Source organism: Streptomyces sp. NPDC002623 (assembly GCF_053592635.1).
Genome location: NZ_JBSFWB010000049.1, coordinates 40,392 through 60,560, shown reverse-complemented (window position 1 = coordinate 60,560; position 20,169 = coordinate 40,392). Strand labels below are relative to the sequence as shown.

18 protein-coding genes are annotated in these 20,169 nt (G+C 71.2%); 10 read left to right on the top strand and 8 right to left on the bottom strand.

The genetic code is table 11. The features are described from left to right. The 6 genes from ACWD4O_RS43895 to ACWD4O_RS43870 form a co-directional block, all read right to left on the bottom strand. A partial coding sequence (locus ACWD4O_RS43895) for a fumarylacetoacetate hydrolase family protein (protein ID WP_451288643.1) occupies positions 1-578 on the bottom strand: 578 nt, incomplete at its 3' end. Positions 579-588: 10 nt separating this feature from the next. Then, positions 589-1,524: a 3,4-dihydroxyphenylacetate 2,3-dioxygenase gene (locus ACWD4O_RS43890; protein WP_451288642.1), complete on the bottom strand. Its 936-nt coding sequence runs from the start codon at positions 1,522-1,524 to the stop codon at positions 589-591. After that, a complete protein-coding gene (locus ACWD4O_RS43885; RefSeq protein ID WP_451288641.1) occupies positions 1,517-2,980 on the bottom strand; it encodes an aldehyde dehydrogenase in 1,464 nt (487 codons plus the stop codon). The genes ACWD4O_RS43890 and ACWD4O_RS43885 overlap by 8 nt, the downstream gene beginning before the upstream one ends. A 34-nt stretch (positions 2,981-3,014) precedes the next feature. Next, positions 3,015-3,827, bottom strand: a complete 813-nt coding sequence (locus ACWD4O_RS43880; protein WP_451288640.1) for an acetoacetate decarboxylase family protein — start codon at positions 3,825-3,827, stop codon at positions 3,015-3,017. A 13-nt stretch (positions 3,828-3,840) separates the two neighbouring features. After that, positions 3,841-5,061 carry an NAD(P)/FAD-dependent oxidoreductase gene (locus ACWD4O_RS43875; protein WP_451288639.1) on the bottom strand — a complete coding sequence of 407 codons (1,221 nt, stop codon included), beginning with the start codon at positions 5,059-5,061 and terminating at the stop codon, positions 3,841-3,843. 6 nt (positions 5,062-5,067) lie between these two features. Further along, positions 5,068-5,256 (bottom strand): ferredoxin, encoded by a 189-nt coding sequence (locus tag ACWD4O_RS43870; RefSeq protein WP_450949348.1) that lies wholly within the window; start codon positions 5,254-5,256, stop codon positions 5,068-5,070. A gap of 185 nt (positions 5,257-5,441) precedes the next feature. On the opposite strand from ACWD4O_RS43870, the gene ACWD4O_RS43865 reads away from it, so the two are divergent. The 6 genes from ACWD4O_RS43865 (at position 5,442) to ACWD4O_RS43840 (ending at position 12,747) form a co-directional block, all read left to right on the top strand. After that, on the top strand, positions 5,442-6,806 hold the full coding sequence (locus ACWD4O_RS43865) for a glutamine synthetase family protein (protein ID WP_451288638.1): 1,365 nt from the start codon (positions 5,442-5,444) through the stop codon (positions 6,804-6,806). Positions 6,807-6,823: 17 nt separating this feature from the next. Continuing rightward, a complete protein-coding gene (locus tag ACWD4O_RS43860) occupies positions 6,824-8,107 on the top strand; it encodes a cytochrome P450 (protein WP_451288637.1) in 1,284 nt (427 codons plus the stop codon). Positions 8,108-8,171: 64 nt separating this feature from the next. After that, on the top strand, positions 8,172-9,110 hold the full coding sequence (locus ACWD4O_RS43855; protein WP_451288636.1) for a TIGR03619 family F420-dependent LLM class oxidoreductase: 939 nt from the start codon (positions 8,172-8,174) through the stop codon (positions 9,108-9,110). Positions 9,111-9,187: 77 nt separating this feature from the next. Continuing rightward, positions 9,188-10,585 (top strand): sensor domain-containing protein, encoded by a 1,398-nt coding sequence (locus ACWD4O_RS43850; RefSeq protein WP_451288635.1) that lies wholly within the window; start codon positions 9,188-9,190, stop codon positions 10,583-10,585. A gap of 65 nt (positions 10,586-10,650) precedes the next feature. Beyond that, the gene (locus ACWD4O_RS43845; RefSeq protein ID WP_351919500.1) at positions 10,651-11,295 is read left to right on the top strand and encodes a response regulator transcription factor; all 645 of its coding nucleotides are present in this window, start codon (positions 10,651-10,653) and stop codon (positions 11,293-11,295) included. A 213-nt stretch (positions 11,296-11,508) separates the two neighbouring features. Next, positions 11,509-12,747: an FG-GAP repeat domain-containing protein gene (locus ACWD4O_RS43840; RefSeq protein WP_451288634.1), complete on the top strand. Its 1,239-nt coding sequence runs from the start codon at positions 11,509-11,511 to the stop codon at positions 12,745-12,747. 215 nt (positions 12,748-12,962) lie between these two features. Here ACWD4O_RS43840 and ACWD4O_RS43835 read toward each other — a convergent pair whose 3' ends face one another. Beyond that, entirely contained in the window at positions 12,963-14,150 is a 1,188-nt protein-coding gene (locus tag ACWD4O_RS43835; protein ID WP_451288633.1) for a substrate-binding domain-containing protein, read from the bottom strand. 360 nt (positions 14,151-14,510) lie between these two features. Between ACWD4O_RS43835 and ACWD4O_RS43830 the strand changes: the two genes are divergently transcribed. The 4 genes from ACWD4O_RS43830 to ACWD4O_RS43815 are packed head-to-tail and all read left to right on the top strand — an operon-like array spanning position 14,511 to position 19,410. Continuing rightward, entirely contained in the window at positions 14,511-15,857 is a 1,347-nt protein-coding gene (locus ACWD4O_RS43830) for an amidase (RefSeq protein WP_451288632.1), read from the top strand. Beyond that, positions 15,854-17,440: a sugar ABC transporter ATP-binding protein gene (locus ACWD4O_RS43825; RefSeq protein ID WP_451288631.1), complete on the top strand. Its 1,587-nt coding sequence runs from the start codon at positions 15,854-15,856 to the stop codon at positions 17,438-17,440. The genes ACWD4O_RS43830 and ACWD4O_RS43825 overlap by 4 nt, the downstream gene beginning before the upstream one ends. After that, entirely contained in the window at positions 17,424-18,449 is a 1,026-nt protein-coding gene (locus ACWD4O_RS43820) for an ABC transporter permease (protein ID WP_451288630.1), read from the top strand. Before ACWD4O_RS43825 ends, ACWD4O_RS43820 begins: the two co-directional genes overlap by 17 nt. Positions 18,450-18,486: 37 nt before the next feature. Then, complete coding sequence (locus ACWD4O_RS43815) at positions 18,487-19,410, top strand: helix-turn-helix domain-containing protein (protein WP_451288629.1); 924 nt, start codon at positions 18,487-18,489, stop codon at positions 19,408-19,410. A 61-nt stretch (positions 19,411-19,471) separates the two neighbouring features. Here the strand turns inward: ACWD4O_RS43815 and urtE are convergent, their stop codons facing one another. Then, positions 19,472-20,164 carry an urea ABC transporter ATP-binding subunit UrtE gene (urtE, locus tag ACWD4O_RS43810; protein ID WP_451288628.1) on the bottom strand — a complete coding sequence of 231 codons (693 nt, stop codon included), beginning with the start codon at positions 20,162-20,164 and terminating at the stop codon, positions 19,472-19,474. Positions 20,165-20,169 lie beyond the last annotated feature (5 nt).

Below are 20,169 nucleotides of genomic sequence, written 5' to 3'. Positions count from 1 at the left end.
TAGTGCATGTCCCACTTCATCTCGTCGGTCGAGCCGTCCTGCACGACCTCGCCGTTGACGTAGGTCCGCAGCCGCTTGCCGTGGAAGTCCCAGTCGGTGACCAGTCCGGGGCCGAGCGGGCACAGGGTGTCGGAGCCCTTGACCCGGAGCATGGAGCCGGCGTCGGTGTCGCGGAAGTCGTGCAGTCCGTAGTCGTTGGCGATCGTGTAGCCGGCGATGTACTCCCCCGCCTCGGCCGGGGAGACGTTGCGCGCGGTCCTGCCGATGACGATGGCGACCTCGCCCTCGTAGTTGAGCCACTTGCAGCCCTCGGGGCGGACGATCGCGCCCTGGTGGGAGTTGAGCGAGGAGGTCGGCTTGTGGAAGTAGGTCGGGGCGTCGGGCAGGCCGATCCGGAACTCGTCGACGCGGCTGCGGTGGTTGAGATGGACGGCGATCACCTTGGAGGGGACCACCGGCGGCAGATGACGGGCCTCCTCGATCTTGACGCGGCGGCCGTCGCCGACGACGAGTTCCTCCCCGTCCCGGACGGTTTCGACGACGGCGCCGTCGACGAGGATGCGGCGGTATTCGGGCATGGCGGCCTTCCTAGGATCGGCGGTGCGGGTGGTGGGGCGCGGTGGTCACGGGGGCTCCCGTGCCGGTCCAGCCGTCGGCGGGGCGGTCGAACCAGAGGTGGACCTGGCCGGTGCCGACGGAGTTCTCGTACTCGCCGTACTGGCGGGCCCTGGCGGTGCAGGCCTGCTCACCGAGGGCGCCGGCCATCATCAGATAGTGGAAGAACTTCGCCTCGGGCTTGAACTTCCAGAACTCGTCCATGGTGTCGAGGACCTTGTCGTGACGGCCCTCCTTGAACCAGGCGATGCGCTCGCGGTCGGCCTCGCGGGCTTCCGGGGTGCGGATGTGCACCGGGTCGCTGGCCTCGTGGTCGCGGATCTCGCGCAACGGCCAGAACGTGTGCGAGAGCGCGCCGGAGGCGATGAGCAGGACCCGTCGGCCGGGAGTGGCGGCGATGCCGTCGGCCAGCGCCCGGCCGAGCCGCAGATGATCCTCCATGTCGCCGGTCTGGCAGACCCCGATGGTCACCCACCGCTGGTCGGGCAGCCCCTCGCCGAGGAACTTCCAGAGGTTCGTGGTCGCGTAGTAGACCGGCAGGTAGTCGTCCTCGATCGGGGTGATCCAGGTGCCGTGCCGGTCGGCGAACGAGGCGATGTTGTGGGCGAGTTCGGGATCGCCGGGGAAGTCGTACGGCATCCTGCACATCCCCCGCGGCAGTTCCTCGGAGGTGAAGAGGCCCGCGCGCCGCTGTTGTGCGGTGACGACGAACTCGACGGTGGTCGCCCAGTGGGAGTCCAGGACCACGACGGTGTCGTAGTCGTCCCGCTCGAAGACCTCCCGGCGGAGCTGGTGGAGTCCGGTGACGAGGGTGATCTCCTTGCCCTCGTTCAGCTCCAGCCGGTCGGCCTCCGGGAGCACGATGGTGGGCACATGCGCGAGCAGGCCCGCTCCGACGATCTCACCCATGGTTCGTCCACCCCTCGGGCGCGGTGACGGTGTTCTTCAGGTCGCAGTAGAAGTCGAAGCTCCAGGTGCCGCCCTCGCGGCCGACGCCCGAGAGGCGGGAGCCGCCGAAGGGGGCCTGGAGATCGCGGACGAAGAAGCAGTTGACCCAGACCGTGCCTGCCACCAGCTGTGCGGTGACGCGTTCGGCGCGCTCGCGGTCGCCGGTGGCGAGCGTGGCGGCCAGTCCGAAGCGGGTGTCGTCGGCCAGGCGGACGGCTTCCTCCTCGGTGGCGAAGGTCTGCAGGGTCAGGACCGGGCCGAACACCTCCTCCTGGACGATCTCGGAGTCCTGGGCGACGTCGGTGAGAAGGGTGGGCGCGTAGTACCGGTCGTCCTTGCGGTGCCCGCCGATGACCGCGCGCGCCCCGGCCGCGATCGCCCGCTGCACGAAGCCGTCGATCTTCTCCAGCTGGCGGGGGTGGATGTTCGGGCCGATGTCGGTGGCCTCGTCGCGCGGGTCGCCCTGCGTCAGCCGGGCGGCCTTCTCGACGAACCGGCGGGTGAACTCGTCGGCGATCGTCTCCTCCACCAGGAAGCGGGTGGCGGCCAGACACACCTGCCCGGCGTTGTCGTACTGCTCCACCGCGAGGTCGACGGCGAGGTCGAGGTCGGCGTCCGCGAAGACCAACAGCGGTGACTTGCCGCCGAGTTCGAGGCTCAGCGGGGTCAGGTTGACCGCTGCCGACTGCGCGATGCGCCGGGCGGTCGGCACCGAGCCGGTGAAGCTGATGCGGCGCACGTCCGGGTGCGAGGTGAGCGTGTCGCCGATCTCCGAACCGTAGCCCTGGACCACGTTGAGCACCCCGGCGGGCAGGCCGGCCGCGGCGGCGATGTCGGCCAGCAGGGAGGCGGTCAACGGCGACCACTCGGCGGGCTTGAGGACGACCGTGTTGCCCGCGGCGAGGGCCGGGGCGACCTTCCAGGTGGCCAGCATCAGGGGCGCGTTCCACGGCGTGATCAGCACGGAGGGCCCTGCCGGATCCCAGCTGACGCGGTTGGTGTGACCGCGGGTCTCGAAGTCCTCGTGGTCCAGGCTCAGCAGCCAGTCCGCGAAGAACCGGAAGTTGTGCGCCACCCGGGGCATCACACCCCGGCGGTGGGAGCGCAGCAGGGCGCCGTTGTCGTGGGTCTCGACGATCGCGAGGTCTTCGATCCGCTTCTCGACGCCGTCGGCGACGGCGTGCAGGATGCGGGCGCGCTCGGCGGGGGAGGTGGCGGCCCAGGCGGGAAAGGCCGCCTTCGCGGCGGCGACGGCCGCGGCCGCCTCCACCGCCGTGCCGCGGGCGATCTCGCCGAGGACGCTTCCGTCGATCGGCGAGACGTCGGTGAAGGTCTCGGCGGAGGCGACGCGCTCGCCGCCGATCCAGTGCCGGGTGTCGACGGCGACCCCGGCCACCGTGAGCGTGTGTTCGGTCATGTCCGGTCTCCAGGTCCTGTGATGCGTACGGGGGTCACTCGGCGGACGCTTCGGACGTGCCGGACTCCAGCAGCCGTCCGCCGTCCCAGACCACCCCGACCTGGCGGTAGTAGGCGGCGATCGGCTCCCGGATCTCCAGCCGGGCCAGCTCCTCGGTGGGCGCCTCGAACAGCTCCAGCTCGGCGTCGCCCACCCACGGTTGTCCGCCCTCGAACGACGCCGCCCCGGTCTCGATCAGCTCGTCCAGCGCCAGGCCCTTGCCGTTCTCGATGGACGGCAGCCAGCGGTGGTGGGCCATGGGATGAGCGTTGACGAAGCCGTTGGACTCGGCCGGCTCGCGCAGGGTGACCACCGTCTGCGCCAGCCGGCGGTCCGCCGCGGCCAGCGTCGCGCCGAAGCGGGCGCCCGCCTCGATGCGCGGAGCGGGCCCGTACGGATGCGGACGCGTCTGGTGGATCGAGCCGAGCTTCTTCGGATAGCCCTGGTGCAGGCCACGGGCGATGGCGAAGTCCTTGTCGACCCAGATGTACACGCACCGCGAGTACGTCCGGCCCCGGTAGGTGCAGCGGACGACCGCGAAGGCCTCCTTGTACTGGGCGAGCACCGGGTCGAGCAGCTCCGCGCCGGACGCCGAGCAGGACTGCCAGTCCGCCCAGATCAGGGCCACGGCACCGGGGTCCTCGTCGGCCAACTCCAGTGGCTCGGGCAGCAGTTCACGCACCCGGGCCGGGTCGGTGCGGTACTCGACGGTGAGCAGGTCACCCGAGTACCGCCAGGGCGGCGAGGGGATCAGCGACGACGAGCCGGTCGCCGTCTTGGGATGGAAGTAACCACGGACGCTGGCCATGACAGGGGTTTCCTTACGCGGTGAGGGCGGGCTGCTCGAGCAGTGCGGCGCGGTAGCGGGCGGCGGCGGACACGGCGGCGGGACCGCCGAGGGCGACGACGCCGACCAGCCGGTCGTGGCGGTGGTAGCCGATCAGGGCGTCCCCGTCCGGGTCGCCGTCCAGGACGCGGACGTCGTCCTTGCCGAGCGCGGGCGCGCCGAAGGCCTGGAGCCGGAAGTCGTGCTGGTCGCTCCAGAAGGCGGGCAGCGGTGCGAAGGGGGCCGGGTCGGCCTCGGCGCCGACGAGGTGGGCGACCAGCGCCCTGGCCGCGTGCTTGGCGGTGTCGGTGGGGATGCACCAGTGCTCGACGCGGCGCGGCACGCCGTCGTAGCGGGCGTTGGGGAAGCGGGCCACATCGCCGACCGCGACGACGTCCGGCCGGCCGCCGACGCGCAGGGCCGCGTCGGTGAGCACGCCGTCGGACAGGTCGAGGTCGTTGCCGTCCAGCCACTCGGTGTTCGCGAGGGAGCCGACCGATTCCAGCACGACGTCCGCGGGCAGGACCGTGCCGTCGTCGAGCGCCACGCCCGTGACCCGGTCGTCGCCCTCGAACCCGGTGACGCCCGTGCCGAGCACGAAGCGCACTCCGCGTTCCTCGTGCCGCTCGAGCAGGGCGCGGGCGACGAGTTCGCCGAGCGGGCCCACCATGGGCAGCGGGAGCGGGTCGACGACGGTCACCTCGGCCACGCCGAGTCCGACGGCGGTGGCGGCGACCTCGCAGCCGATGAAGCCCGCGCCCACGACGACCAGGCGCGCGCCCGGTCGGGCCAGCTCCTCCCGCAGGCCCTGGGCGTCGTCGAGGGTGCGGACCGTGTGACGGCCGGCGAGGGGGCCCGGGCAGCGCAGCCGACGTGGCCGCATGCCGGTGGCGACGACGAGGCCGTCGTAGGGGATGGTCTCGCCGTCGTCGAGTTCGACGGTGCGCGCCGACAGACTGGAAGCGGCGATCCTCGTGCCCAGTCGCCATTGCACGTCGGCCACGCTCGGGCGGAGCCGGAAGGCCAGCGAGGCGAAGGGCGCCTTTCCGGCGAGGACCTCCTTGGAGAGCGGCGGCCGGTTGTAGGGCATGTGGGGCTCGTCCCCGACGAGCGTGATCGCTCCGGTCCAGCCCGCCGAACGCAGTTGTTCGGCGGCGCGCAGGCCGGCCATCGAGGCGCCCGCGACGAGGACGCGTCCGGTGGCGGTTTCGGTCATGGGGCTTCAGTCCTCGATCCGGATGGCCTGCAGGGGGCAGACGTCGGCGGCTTCCTCGACTTCGTCGCGCAGGGCGTCGTCGGGGTCGCCGACGTAGCCCAGACGCCCGCTCTCGTCGAGGTGGAAGACGTCGGGCGCGGCGAAGACGCACTGACCGTGGTCCTGGCACTTGTTCATGTCGACGACGACCTTCATGGCCGGCCTCCAGTTCATTTGACTCCAAACAACATAGGAAGCGGCCCACCCCTGGTCAATACCTGTCCACCTGGATAATTTTATTGACACCACCCCTTGTGGACGCCCGAACCCCTCCTTATCGTTTGGCACCAAACAACATGGATCGGGGGGCGCCCCCGTCCATCCGCCCCGAGGAGACATCGGTGAGCGCATCTCAAAAGCCGGACGTCAGCCGGCACCAGGAGCGGCTGGCCGCGGAGGGCATCGACGTGGTCCGGGTGACCTATCCCGATCTCATCGGCACCGACCGCGCCCGCGACGTCCTGCTCGACCAACTGCCCGCGGCCTGCGACCACGGGCTCGCCTTCTGTCGCGCCGTCTACCACACCTCACCGCAGGGAGACGTCGTCCCTGTGCCCGGCGGCCTGGACGCGGGCCTGCCCGACATCACCGTCCGCCCGGACCTCGACACCCTCGTCGCGCTGCCCTGGGAACCCGGGGTCGCCGTCTGTCTCGGCGAGGCCGTGGACGCGGCGACCGGGGCGCCCGCCCCCGAGTCGCCCCGCGACCTGCTGCGCTCGGTGCTCGCCCAGTGCGCCGAGCAGGGACTGCGACCGGTCGTCGGCCCGGAACTCGAATACTTCCTCTGCGACGAGAGTCCGGAGACCGCGACCGGCTGGAAGCGCTACTCCGGCGCCACGGGCGCCGTCTACACCTCCGGTCTGCGGGCCGACCCCGACAACCACCTCCTGCGCACCCTGCGCGCCCTGCGCGATCTCCGCATCGGCGCCACCACCGGCAACCACGAGTTCGACGGCGGCCAGTTCGAGATCAATCTGACCCACTCCGAGGCCCTGTCGGCCGCGGACCGCGCGTTCCGTTTCAAGGCGGCCGTCAAGGAGCTGGCCCGCAAGGAGGGCCGACTCGCCACCTTCATGGCCAAGCCGTTCAACGACGCCGGCGGCTCGGGCTTCCACCTTCACCTGTCCTTCGAAGCCTCCGCCGAGGAAGGCGCTCGCAACACCCTCGACGACCCTTCGGCCCCCTACGGGCTGTCCGCCACCGCGCGCCACGCGATCGCCGGCGTCCTCGCCCACGCGCCCGCGCTCGCCGCCCTCGCCAACCCGACGATCAACTCGTACAAACGCTTCGGCCCGGACACCCTCGCCCCCTGGCTGATCGACTGGGGCCTGGACAACCGCAGCGCGATGGTCCGCATCCCGCCCGAGCGTGGCGCCGGCGCCCGCCTCGAGATGCGGCTGGGCGACGCGAGCGCCAACCCGTATCTGCTGATCGCGGGCACGATCGCCGCCGCGCTGCTCGGCATCCGGGCGGGCGAGGAGCCCCCGGCCCCGCTGGAGGGCTACGGCTACGACCCGTCGCGGGCCGCCGTGCTGCCCACCACCCTGGCCGCCGCCCTCGACGCGCTGGAGGCGGACACCGCACTGGCCGAGGTGCTCGGCAAGGACTTCGCCGCCTCCTACCTCAGCTACAAGCGCAACGAGGTCGAACGCTTCCAACGGCACGTCACCGACTGGGAGTTCACCGAGTACGCCTACCACCTGTGACCTCCGGAGAACCGCACATGACCGAGATCCTCACCCCCGCCGCGAGCGAGCCCATGCGGCTCGCCGACGTCGACCTCGCCGACCTGGACAACTTCACCGACGGCGTCACCCCCTGGCGCATGTTCCACACCCTGCGCCACCAGGACCCGGTGCACTGGCAGCCCGAGGAGGCCCCCAACTCCGGCTTCTGGGCCGTCACCCGGCACGCGGACATCGCCCGCGTCGACCGTGACGCGGAGACCTTCACCTCCATGAAGTTCGTCAACCTCGAAGAGGTCGACGAGGACCAGATCAAGAAACGCGCCTCGATCCTGGAGCTCGACGGAGTCCGCCACCGCGCGCTGCGCAGCCTGCTCCAGCGCCAGTTCGGCGCGAGCGTGATCAACAGCTACGCCGACTTCCTGCGCGGGCTCACCGCGAAGACCCTGGACGCGGCCCTCGCCAAGGGCGCCTTCGACTTCGTCGCCGACGTCTCCGCCGACTTCCCCATCAACGTCCTGGCCCGCCTCCTCGACGTCCCCCCGGAGGACAACCAGCAGCTGATCGACTGGGGCAACCGCATCATCGGCAACACCGACCCCGACTACGCGGACGTCCTGCTCGGCAGCGCGGAGAGCGAGAAGTACCGCGATCTGCCCTTCCGCTCCCCCGCCTCGCTCGAAGTCTTCGAGTACGGACGGGAGTTGGCCCGGCAGCGGCGCGGCGGGAACGGCACCGACCTGGTCTCCAAGCTGGTCAACGAGACCCCGCGCGACGGCGTGCCCCTCTCCTCGCAGGACTTCGACAACTACTTCCTGCTGCTGGTGGTGGCCGGCAACGAGACCACCCGGCACACCATCACCCACTCCATGCTGGCCCTCCTCCAGCACCCCGAGCAGCTCGCCCGGCTCCAGGAGAACCCCGACCTGATCCCCACCGCCGTCGAGGAGTTCCTGCGCTGGGCCTCCCCCGTCTACCACTTCCGCCGCACCGCCACCCGAGACGTCGAACTCGGCGGCAAGCAGGTCCGGGAGGGCGACAAGGTCGTCATGTGGTACGCGTCCGGCAACCGCGACGAGGAAGTCTTCGGCAACCCCTACGACTTCGACGTCGCCCGCGCCGACAACGACCACGTCACCTTCGGCAAGGGCAGCCCCCACCTGTGCCTGGGCAACCTGCTCGCCCGCACCGAGATCCGCATCATGTTCGAGGAGCTCATCCCGCGCATCGCCGACATCCGGCTGGCCGGCGCCGTCCCCCGCGTGCGTTCGAACTTCGTCAACGGCATCAAGAAACTGCCGGTCGAGGTGACCCTCGCCTGACCCGGACGCTCGCCTGAACCGAACCCGGACCCGAACCCGCTCCCCCTACTTGTGAGGATCCACGATGCCCACTCCCCGTATGCAGCTCGTCCTCAGCGAGAACTGGACCATGACCGGCGGCCGCGCGGATCTGCCGACCGTGGTCCGCTGGGCGCGCGAGGCCGAGGACGCCGGATTCGACTCGGTGATGATCAGCGAGCACATCGTGCTCGGCCCGGACGCCGGGGCCGACGGCATCATGGGCAACCCCCGCGACTACGCGCTGCCCGGCAACCAGGACCCCGCCATGCCCTGGCCCAACTCACTGATCCTGCTCGCCGCCATCGCCTCCGTCACCGAGCGGGTGGGCCTCGCCGCGTCAGCCGTGATCGCACCGCTGCGCCACCCACTGCTCCTGGCGCGCGAGCTCGGCACCCTCGATCTCCTCTGCGAGGGCCGGCTGATGGTGCTGCCCAACGTCAGCTGGAGCCGCGACGAATACGACGCCCTCGGCGTCCCGTTCACCCGGCGCGGCAAGCTCCTCGACGAGCACCTGGAGATCTGGGCGAAGCTGTGGGGGCCGTCCCCGGTGTCCCATCACAGCGAGCACTACAGCTTCCAGGACGTCTACTTCGAGCCCAAGGCCCATCGCCCGAGCGGGCCCCGGCTGTGCTTCGGCGGGGCGGGCATGCACGAGGCGATGGTCCGCCGGATCGTCCGGTACGGCCACGCCTTCAACCCGCTCGGGCAGGTGCAGCCCGCGGAGATGCAGCGGCTCAAGGAGGCGATGGCCGCCGCGGGGCGGGACATCGCCGAGCTGGAGATGATCGGCGGCACCCGCGCTGTCTTCCCCGACGACACCTCCTGCGCCGACCTCGCGCAGGCTCTGGAGCCGATCCCCCGGCAACTGGCACAGGGCTTCACGACCTTCTGCATCAAGCCCTCGCAGTTCACGGACGACCCGCGCGCGGTGGGCGCGTTCTGCCGCGAGGTGATGCGCCGTGTGGAGTCCATGACGGCGTGACCGCGAGTCGTAGAAGTCCGCCCAAAAGCGGGAGAGTTGTCCGATCGCGTCCTGCGGGACCCCCGTACACGGCACTGATGCCGACGGGTGTCGGGAACGCTTGGGTGGAACGACATTATGCTGGTGGAATGGTTGAGTCGCTGCCTTCCGCGGTCACGGGTCGGTGGCGGCGGAGCGCCGGGTTCATCGTTCGCGTCGGGCGTCGCACGCTCGTGGAATCGCTGTTTCTCCTTACCGCGCCGTTGAGCGCCGTTGTCGGTCTGCTGCTGGTGGTCGGCGGCCTGTGCGTCGCAACGGTCGGTTCGTTGTTGCCGAGCGGGGCGCCCGTCACCACCCGGGCGCTGGCGCTGGCGCGGTGGCCCGGCGATCTGGAGTGGTGGCGGATCGGCAAGGTGCGCTTCCGGACGGGCGGGGCACAGGGCGCGGGCCGGCGGCCGAGGTCGAAGGAGACGGCGGATACGGCTGATCCGGGGCTGTGGCTCGACCTGGCGCACGCGGTGCTGGTGCTCCCCGTCGTCCTGGTCACCTCGGTGGTGACGGTGTTGTGGTGGTTCGTGGGAGTCGCGACGGCCACATACCCCCTGCGCAGCCAGTTCGCGCCTGGGTCGCAGCGACGACCGATGACCCTGACCCTGTACGCGGGCAGCAACCGGTCCCACTTCTCCCTGAGCCTGGGGCTGACGTCGCCGGCCGAGCGGCTCGCCTTCGCGATCACGCTCGCTGTGCTGCTGCTGTCCACCCTGCCGCTGATGACCCGGGTGTGCGTCGCCGCCCAGGCTGGTCTTGGGCAGGCGCTGCTTTCCGACATGTCCGCGTTGCGTCGCAGGATCAGCGGTCCGGAGCAGGAGCGCGACACCGCCCGCGCGCAGGCCGTCGCAGCGGTGACGGCCGAGGCCACCGCCCTGCGCCGGCTCGAACGTGACATCCACGACGGGCCCCAACAGCAGCTGGTCCGGCTGGCGATGGAACTGGGCCGCGCCCAGCATCACTTCGACCGTGATCCGGAACTCGTCCGGGTCGCACTCGCCGATGCGGTCGTCCAGACTCAGCAGGCGCTGGACGAGCTGCGCGCTCTGTCACGAGGCATCGCCCCGCCGATCCTCGCCGACCGAGGGCTGCGGGAGGCGCTCACCGCCTTGGCCGCGCGCTGCGTCGTCGCCGCCGAACTCGACGTCGGTCCCATCGGCCGTCGGCTGGACGACGCCGTCGAGACGGCCGCGTATTTCGTGGTCGCCGAGGCGCTGACGAACGTGGCCAAGCACAGCCACGCCCGCCGGTGCATGGTCGGAATGCGCCGTGCCGAGGGAGTTCTGCGGGTGTGGGTGACGGACGACGGGGTGGGCGGAGCGACCTCCGCGAAAGGACACGGACTGCAGGGGTTGGCCGACCGGGTGCAGGCGGTCGGCGGCCGCCTGCGGATCAGCAGTCCCGAGTACGGTCCGACGACGGTCACCGCGGAGCTGCCATGTCGCTGACCTCGGGCGGGACAAGGCCTGACACACCGCCTGGCGCGCACTCGGCTCCTGCGGCCCGGGATCCACTGCGGATCGTCGTCGCCGATGACGCGGTGCTGCTGCGCGAGGGCCTGGTCCGCCTGCTCGCCGAGGACGGCCACGAGGTCGTGGCGGCGGTGGGTGACGGCCCAGCCCTGGTCGAGGCGGTGCTCGCGCACCGCCCGGACGTGTCGGTCGTCGATGTGCGGATGCCGCCGACGCATACGGACGAGGGCCTGCGGGCGGCGATCACCGCCCGCGGACAGTTGCCCGGCTCTCCGATGCTGGTGCTCAGCCAGTATGTGGAGGTGTCCTACGCATCTGATCTGCTCGCGGATGGTTTCGGTGCCGTCGGCTATCTGCTGAAGGACCGGGTCGCCAAGGTCGAGGAGTTCCTGGACGCCCTGTACCGGGTCGCCCGTGGTGCGACGGTGCTCGACCCTCAGGTCGTCGCCCGGTTACTGGCCGTACAGCGCCGGGACGACCCGCTGGGCGTACTGACCGCGCGTGAACGGCAGTTGCTGGCCCTGATGGCCGAGGGCCATTCCAACTCGGCCATTGCCCGGCGGCTGGTGCTCTCCGGCAGCGCGGTGGAGAAGCACATCGGCAATGTCTTCGCGAAGCTCGGTCTCCCGCCCGACGACGCCCAGCACCGCCGGGTGCTCGCCGTTCTCGCCTACCTCAACGCCTGATGGGCCATCACCATCCACCCTTGATTCTCTCCGCCCGCCCCCATGACGCGGATCACGTCCGGGGTGTGGCAGGCCATACCCCAAGTGGATGGCGGACCGCAGTGACCGGGTGAGCGCCGGCGCGAAATAGTCGTCATCACGCGCCATGGTGGCGATCAGTAGGGGGAAAAAATGAGACATCGTCTTGTGAGGGTGTTGGGGGCGGCGGTCGCGGTGGGCAGTGCGGTGTTGGGGGTGTTGTCACCCGCACACGCCGATTCGGCTGTTGCCAAGGGCGACGCCCAACGCGCTGCGGGCGCAACTGCGTCCGTACTGCCGAATGCGCGATTCGTGCTTGCCGGGTTCGGGCTCGCCAACAGTTGGCGGGTCGATCGCCATCCGCGATTCATGGCCGACATCACCGGTGACGGGCGCGCGGACATCGTCGGTTTCGGTGACACCGAGGTCCAGACCGCCGTGGCTCGCGGGGACGGCACATTCGCGCTCGCGGGCGGTACCGCCGGTCTCGGATACGGCAACGGCTGGCGGGTCGGTCGGCATCCCCGCTTCGTCACCGACGTCACCGGTGACGGGCGCGCGGACATCATCGCCATCGGCGACGACGGGGTCTACACGGCCATCTCCCGTGGGGACGGCACATTCGGCCCGGCCCAGTTCGCGCTGGACGCCTTCGGGGCGAACACGAGGCTGCCCAGCGAGTTCTTCACCGGAGACGTCAACGGGGACGGCCGTACCGATCTCATCGGCATCAGCGATCGCCGGGTGGACATCGCCTTGGCGCAGGGAAACGGCGGGTTCGCCGCGCCCATACTCGCCACCACCGAGTTCACCACCGTCATCAGCACGTTCAGCAACTTCCGGGTCGTCGATGTCACCGGCGACGGACGCGCGGAGATCCTGGCGGTCAAGTTCGACACGTCAGCGCACATCGTGTCGGCCAGTCCGAGGGTTGACGGAACTTACGCCGCGTCGCGGCGCGCGCAAACGAACGCGACATCGGCATTCCAGCTCATGGACGCGGTGACCGACGTCACCGGCGACGGCCGCGCCGACATCGTCGCATTCGGCCAGACCGAGCCTCAGTCGTACGTCGCGGTATCCAATGGAGACGGCACATTCGCCGACTTCAGAGTCGCCAGCAACGACTTCGGGGCGGGAGCAGGCTGGCGTGGTGACCGGCCAAAATTCGTGGCCGACATCACCGGAGACCGGCGCGGCGACATCGTCGGGTTCGGCACCGACGGGGTCTGGACGGCCAACGCGCTCGGCAACGGCACCTTCGGGACTTCGCAGCGCGTCGTCACGGACCTCGGATTCGACCAGGGCTGGCGGAACGCTCAGCATCCCCGCCTCGTGGCCGACATCACCGGCGACGGACGTGCGGACCTCATCGGGTTCGGCCCAGCCGGGGTCTACACGGCTGTGGCCCTCGGGGACGGCAGCTTCGGATAGTCGACGGAGCCTGGCGCTCCGTGAGCACAACCAGGGACAGGCCCCCGATCTTGAGGTGACTCTCTCGTGACGGACAGCGGTCACGGCTGACCGATCGCCTCCGCAGTCGCGGCATCCCGGATCTACGAGGGCCCAGCCGGCGTCATGCCGACTGGGCCCTCTCACCTGAGCGGATGAGATGAGCGTCTGCTCCGGCGCCAACTGCACCCTCGAGCTCAGGACGCGGAGGCGCCCCACACCGCCCGGTACCCGGCCCGGTAGTCCGTGGCGCTCTCGAACAACGCTCCCTCGGCCGGCAGGTTGTGGTCCTTCGTGACGAGCGACCACCCCAGGCCCGAGGAGGCCGGCTGTGCGCCGGCGAAGACCCGGTTCAGCGCGTCGGCCGCGGAGTACGCCAGCCGGCCGAGCGAGGACCCGATGCACATCTGCACGCCTCTGCCCGTGCGCAGCGCGGACAGGGTGTCCTGCGAGCACTCCCCGCCGGCGGCGATCAGCCCGGGCCGGTTCGCCGTCGCCAGCGCCTGCTGGATCCCCCCGGTCACGATGAAGTCCTCGTCGACCGCCACCGCGTCGGCCTGCGGGGCCTTCAGCAGCGCGGACTCGAACTTCTGCCGGATCTGCGGGACGTCCTCGGGGGTGATGTCCACGGTGCCGACCACGCTGCACCCCTTACAGGTCGCGATCTCCTCGGTGAAGCCCTCGGCGAGGTACTCGCCCAGGGCCACCCCGCGGAAGCGCACATGCACCACCTTGGCCCTGCCCTTGGACTGCGCGATGATCCAGTCCGCCCGCAGCCTGCCCTGCTGCCGCAGGAACTCCGCGGTGGACGGCACGGTGGAGGCGAACGTCGCGTTGCCGTCGAACATCGACGCGCCCCCGCCCTGCTGAGGATCGCTGCAGTCGAAGGCCGACATCCCGACGATCTTCGTTCCGGCGCTCCTGGCCTCGGCCAGCGCCGCCTTCACCGGGGCGCAGTCGACCGCGTCGAGGATGATGCCCGACGCCTTCGCGGCGACGGCCTGACGCACACACGCGGCCCAGGCTCCGCCCGCGTTGTTGCGTCCGTCGCAGACCGACACCTTCCAGCCGAGGGCCTGCCCGGCTTCCTTCAGGCTCTTCGTCATGACCGCGATGTTGGGCACCTGCTCGAACGCGGACACGATCCAGACGTTCCTGCCCCGGACCGCGCTCGGTCCGGTGGTGGGGACCGGCCCGTCGATTCCCTTGACGGCGGCCTGCACGGCGGCCGTGGCGGCGGCGGGCGCCTTGCCTCCTGCGGAGGAGCCTCCTGCCGTCGATCCGGTGGCTTCGGCGCCGGTCGACGAGCAGGCCGTCGTCCCCAGCGCACAGGCGACGGCGGCGGCGAGTACGGCTCGGCGAAGCGGGGATGAGTTGCGGTTCATGATCGCTCGTTCCTGTCCTGGGTGAGTGCGTCCTCGGCACGGTGGACAGGAGTGTGCGACCCGGTGCCTCCCCCCGATTGACGCCCACGGCACAGCGGTTGACCGCCACGGCAGTCCTGCACGGATGCGAGCCGCGCGGCCGGTCCAGGTCTGCGCCGAAGCCCGTGCCGCAGCCGGTGCCGAGGACTCGCCGAGGGCTGTGCCGCCCCGGTCAACAGCAACGCCCTGACGGTCAACACCGTCGAAAAGGCCCCGGTCACACTCGACAGCCAGACACCCAGGGAAGGTGAACCGAAAATGAATCCCTTCGATTCAGCCGTGAGTCTGGCCCGCGCCGTCAGGTCCAGGGAGCTCAGCCCGGTGGAGCTCGCAGAAGAGTACCTGCGCCGCGTCGACCGCCACGACCCGCAGCTCAACGCCTTCGTGTGGCGCAACGACGAGGACGTCCTGCGCGCCGCGAAGGAGGCGGAACGCGCGGTCATGTCCGACGCCGAGCTGCCGCCCTTCCACGGGGTGCCGATCCCGGTCAAGGATCTCAACTCGGTGGCCGGGCAGCCGAACACCTACGGCTCGGCCGGCACCTCGGACGCGCCGAGCGAGGAGACGGACCTCAGCGTCGAGCGGCTGTTGGACGCGGGGTTCCTGCTGATGGGACGCACGAACACCCCGGAGATGGGCCCCATGTCCGTCACGGAGAACCGCCGCTACGGCGTCACCCACAACCCGTGGGATCCACGCTTCAGCCCGGGCGGATCGAGCGGGGGCGCCGCCGCCGCGGTGGCCGCCGGTCTCGCCCCGCTGGCCCAGGCGTCCGACGGCGGCGGCTCGATCCGTATGCCGTCCTCGGCCTGTGGGCTGGTCGGTCTCAAGCCGAGCCGGGGGCGGGTGCCCATGCGGGTGCCGGCCTGGGAGCACTCGGCGACGGACGGCGCCATCACGCGCCATGTCGAGGACGCGGCCGCCGTCCTCGACGTCATGTCGGCCCCGGACCTCCTGGGCTGGTACCACGCCCCCGTCCCGCACCGGCCGTTCGCCGACGAGGTGGGACGGGACGCCGGGCGGCTCCGGATCGGGCTGCTGCTGTCCGCGCCGACCGGAGTGCCGGTGGACGAGGAGTGCGTCGCGGCGGCCACCTCGCTCGCCCGCACCCTCGAAGGCCTCGGCCACGAGGTCACCCCCGTCACACCGCGCTTCTTCTCCCAGGAGGCGGCCCAGGCGTACATCGAGCTCGTCATCCCGTCCGCGCTGCACCTGGTGTCCTACGAGCGGCCCGAGCTCGCCGAGCCCTATCTGCAGGAGCTGCGCGCCCTCGCCCTGACCCGCAACATCGCCGAGTACGCCCGGGGAATGGCGCTCCTGCACCGGGAGTCCCGGGAGGTCGTGGCGCAGTGGGGCCGTGACTTCGACGTCCTGCTGACCCCGACGATGGCCTGCACTCCCCCGCCCGTGGGCACCGTCGTCCAGGAGAAGAACGCCGATCCGACCGGGTTCCGGCTGACCGAGACCCAGATGATCTCCTTCACGTTCTTCGCCAACCTGACCGGCCTGCCGGCGATCAGCCTGCCCGTGCACCGCACCGCCGCGGGCCTCCCGGTGGGGGCGCAACTGGTGGGCGGCCCGTTCGACGAGGCCGCCCTGATCCGGCTCGCCGCCTCCGTGGAGCCGCTGTACGCGTGGACCACCGCGGTCCCGGACGGCCTGCGATGAACGCCCCACCGGAATCCGCCGTCCGGTCCGCCGTCCAGCCCGCCGTCCAGCCCGCCGTCCGGCTCACCGGTATCCACAAGTCCTTCGGCAGCGTGCCCGTGCTGCGCGGGATCTCGCTCGACGTCCGTTCCGGATCCCTGCACGCGCTGCTCGGCGGCAACGGGTCGGGAAAGTCCACCACGTTGAAGATCCTGGCCGGAGCGCACCGCGCGGCCCCCGGCGGTGTCATCCGGATCCACGGCAAGGAGCACCCGACCGCCCACTACTCCCCCGCGCGGGCCCGCGCGGCCGGTCTGCGCTTCGTCCACCAGGATCTGGGCCTCGTCCCGGATCTCACCGTCGGCGAGAACTTCGCCCTCGAAGGCGGCTTTCCGCGCCGGTTCGGGACCGCCGTCGACTGGCGGACGCTGTATCGCAGGACGCAGGAGCAGCTGGACCGGGCCCGGGTGGCCGTCGACGCGCGCACGCCGGTGGGGTCCCTGCGTCCCAGCGACCGCACGCTGGTGGCCATCGCGCGCGCCCTGCGCGACGACGACCCCGCGATCACCCTCGTCCTCGACGAACCCACGGCCCGGCTGCCCAAGCACGAGGTCGATCTGCTCCTGCAGTCGCTGCGCGAGTGCCGCGAGCGCGGGCAGACGATCATCTACGTCAGTCACCGGCTCGCCGAGGTCCTGGAGATCGCCGACCATGTGAGCGTGCTGCGCGACGGCGTGGTGACGGCCGACGTCCCCAGGTCCCGCACCGACCGGGCGGGCCTGATCGAGGCGATCACCGGCGCCACGCTCCCCGAGCCGGAGGCCGGAGTCGGAGTGCGGCGCCCGGAGAGCGCCGGGCCGCCGCTGTTGCGCGTACGCGCCCTGTCGGCCGGTGCCGTGCGGGCGGCGGATCTGCGGGTGGCCGCCGGAGAGGTGGTGGGGGTCGCGGGCCTCGTCGGCTCCGGACGCACGTCTCTTCTGCGTGCCCTGTTCGGGGACCTGCGCGTCCGCGGCGGGTCCGTCGAGCTGGCGGGCCGGCCGGTCACCGTGAGCGATCCGCCCGCCGCGATGCGGCTGGGCATCGCGATGATCCCCGAGGACCGGGCCGCGGACGCGGGCTTCATGGACCGCCCGCTGTGGGAGAACATCTGCGCGGCCGGCCTGGGCGAGCACTGGCACGGCTGGCGGATCGACAAGCGCCGCGAGCGCGCCGAAGCCGCCGCTCTCGTCGCCCGCTACGGGGTGAAGGCGGCCTCGCCCGACATCCCGTTCGCCGCGCTCTCGGGCGGCAACCAGCAGAAGGCGGTGCTGGCCCGCTGGTTCCGCGGCTCCCCGCGGCTGCTGCTGCTCGACGAGCCGACCCAGGGCGTGGACGCAGCCGCCCGAGCGGACATCCACCGGTTCGTGCGCACCCATGTGGCGGACGGCAACGCGGCCCTCGTGGCCAGTTCCGACTTCGAGGAACTGGCGGAACTCTGCGATCGAGTGATCGTCCTGCGCGAGGGACGGACCGTCGCGGAACTCATCGGCGCGGAACTCACCGAGTCCCGCATCTCCCAGTCGGCGCAACAGGATCGGACGGACGAACATGTCGACGCGCCTTGAATCCCCGGACCGGCAGCAGATCGTCACGGCGCCCGCCGAGCGGCCGACGCCCCTGCGGCATCGGCTCCTGGGACCCCGGTACGCCCTGACGCTGGTGCTGATCGCCATGATCGTCGCCTTCTCGGTGCTGCCCGCCTCGGGCACCGCTTTCCGCAGCCCGGAGAACGTCCAGGCGATGCTCGCCAACCAGGCGGTGGGCCTGACGGTCGCCCTCGCCCTGCTGTTCCCCATGGCGGCCGGCTACTTCGACTTCTCGGTCGGGGCCGTGACGGCGATGTCCTCGGTGGTCGCGGCGACGGCGCTGTCCCGCCACGGGCTTCCCCTGCCGGTCGCCGTGACGCTGGCGATCGTGTCGGGAGCACTCGTGGGCCTGCTGCTGGGCGTCCTGGTGGCGGTCTGGGACATGAACGGCTTCATCGCCACGCTGGGCGCCGCCACCCTGCTCGGCGGGGTGATCTTCGCCTACACGGGAGGACTGCAGATCACCGACGGCATCCCCGCCGGCCTGACCGACCAGGGTTCCCTCGACATCGCCGGCGTGCCGCGGATCGCCGTACTGGCCGCGCTGCTGGCCGCGGCCGCATGGTTCGTCACGAGCCACACCCCGTTCGGACGACAGCTCTTCGCGACCGGGTCGAACGCCCGGGCGGCGGAGCTGGTCGGCGTGCGGGTCGTCCGGGTGCGGCTGCTGTCGTTCGTGCTGTCGGGCACGGTGGCGGGGATCGCCGGGGTGCTGCTGCTGGCCCGGCAGGGCGCGGCCACCTCCGACAACGGCATGACCATGCTCTTCCCGGCGCTCACCGCCGTACTGCTCAGCACCATCACCCTCGACCTGGGACGCCCGTCGGTGGCCGGCACCGTGATCGGCATCCTGTTCGTCGCCGTCAGCGTCAGCGGCCTCACCCTGCTCGGCGCACCCGCGTGGGTGGGGCCGGTGTTCAACGGTGGCGCGCTGCTGGCGGCGGTGGCCTTCACCCGGCTCGCGGCGGGAGCTGTTCGTTCGGGATGAAACGAGCTACTCTCCCGGCTCAGGAGGCCGATGAGCGATGAACCACGGGCTACGGGAGCGCATCATCTTCGCGGATGCGCCCGACGACTGCTCCGGGCCGACGGACCCCGGGCCGACCGTGATCCTCCGGTCGCCCGGGGAGGTCGCCGAACCGGAGACCTTCTCCCTGGGCACGTTGACCTGCACCGCCTTCTCCTCGGGCGATCCCGTCGAGGTCGAGTCGGTCCGGGCCCAGCCCAGGGCGGGCATCGCCGTGGGCCTGGTGCTGGCGGGCGAGACCACGGTCAACCAGGCGGGCAGGTCGGTGGCCCTCGGGCCGGGTCAGTTCACGATGTACTCCGGGGCGCAGCCGTTCACCATCTCCGCGCCGGTCGCCCACTCCTACCTGGCCATCGCGGTGCCGCTGTACTCGATCGGACGGCAGTCGGTGGGACTGCCCGAGATCCTCGCGTCCGCCGAGCTCAACCGCACCACCAGCGGCTCGATCCTCTCCGCCGCGCTGACCTGCCTGGCCGGCGGCCACACCGAGCTGACGGCTCGCGCCCGGGTCGAGCACGGCAACGCCGTCCTGTCGCTGATCCACGCGGTGATCATGGACCACACCTCGGGAGAGCCGCCGAGCCGGAAGCTCTCCCTGTTCAACCAGCTCGCGCAATGGATCGAACACCATCTGCGGGACGAGGTGCTGGACGCGGAACGACTCGCCGCGGCGCACCATCTGTCCACCCGGTACGTCCGCCATGTCTTCGCCGAGCAGCACTCGACGGTGTCCCGGTACGTGCGTCAGCGCCGTCTGGAACGCGCCTGCGCCGACCTCACCGACCCCCTGCAGGCCTCGCTCTGCGTCGCGGCCGTCGCCCGCCACTGGCGCTTCGACAACGCCTCCGTGTTCAGCCGAGCCTTCAAGGCCCAGTACGGGCTCGGTCCGCAGGCGTACCGTCAGGCGAACTCCCGCCTCTGAGAGGCGAGTTCAGGCAGGTGCCTCCAGGACCCGGTCGGCGGGCTGCCGACCGGGTCCGGCGTCATACGCTGAGCGCCGCCCGCACGGTGTGTTCGGCTTCCGTTCCGCCCTCTCCGGAGGACGTGACCCGGCCCGCCTCCAGGACGTAGTAGCGCTGAGCCGCCCGCATCGCGAAACCCACATGCTGTTCGACGAGGAGGACGGACAGGCCGCCGCGCCGCGTCAGCGCGAGGATCGTCTCCTCGATCTCGGCGACCACGGACGGCTGGATGCCCTCGGTCGGTTCGTCGAGAAGCAGGAGCCTCGGGCGGGTGATCAGGGCCCGGGCCAGGGCGAGTTGCTGGCGCTGACCGCCGGACAGCAGGCCGGCGCGACGGCCGGACAGCTCACGCAGCACCGGGAACAGCTCCAGCGCCTCGGCGACGGCCGCCTTGCCCTCGGGGCGTCCGTCGGCGACGAGTTGGAGGTTCTCGGCCGTGGTGAGGTGCGGGAAGGACTGCTGGCCCTGCGGGACATAGGCCATGCCGCGGGCGACCCGCTCGTTGGGGGCGAGGCGGGTGATGTCCTCGCCGTCCAGCAGGACGGTCCCGCCCTTCGGCCTGATCAGGCCCATGGCGGCGCGCAGCAGAGTGCTCTTGCCGGCTCCGTTGTGGCCGAGGACGGTCGCCACGCCGTCCTTCGGGACGGAGACGGTCACACCGTGCAGCACGGTGGTGCGGTCGTAGCCCGCCCGGACGGAACTGATCTCCAGCATGGTCG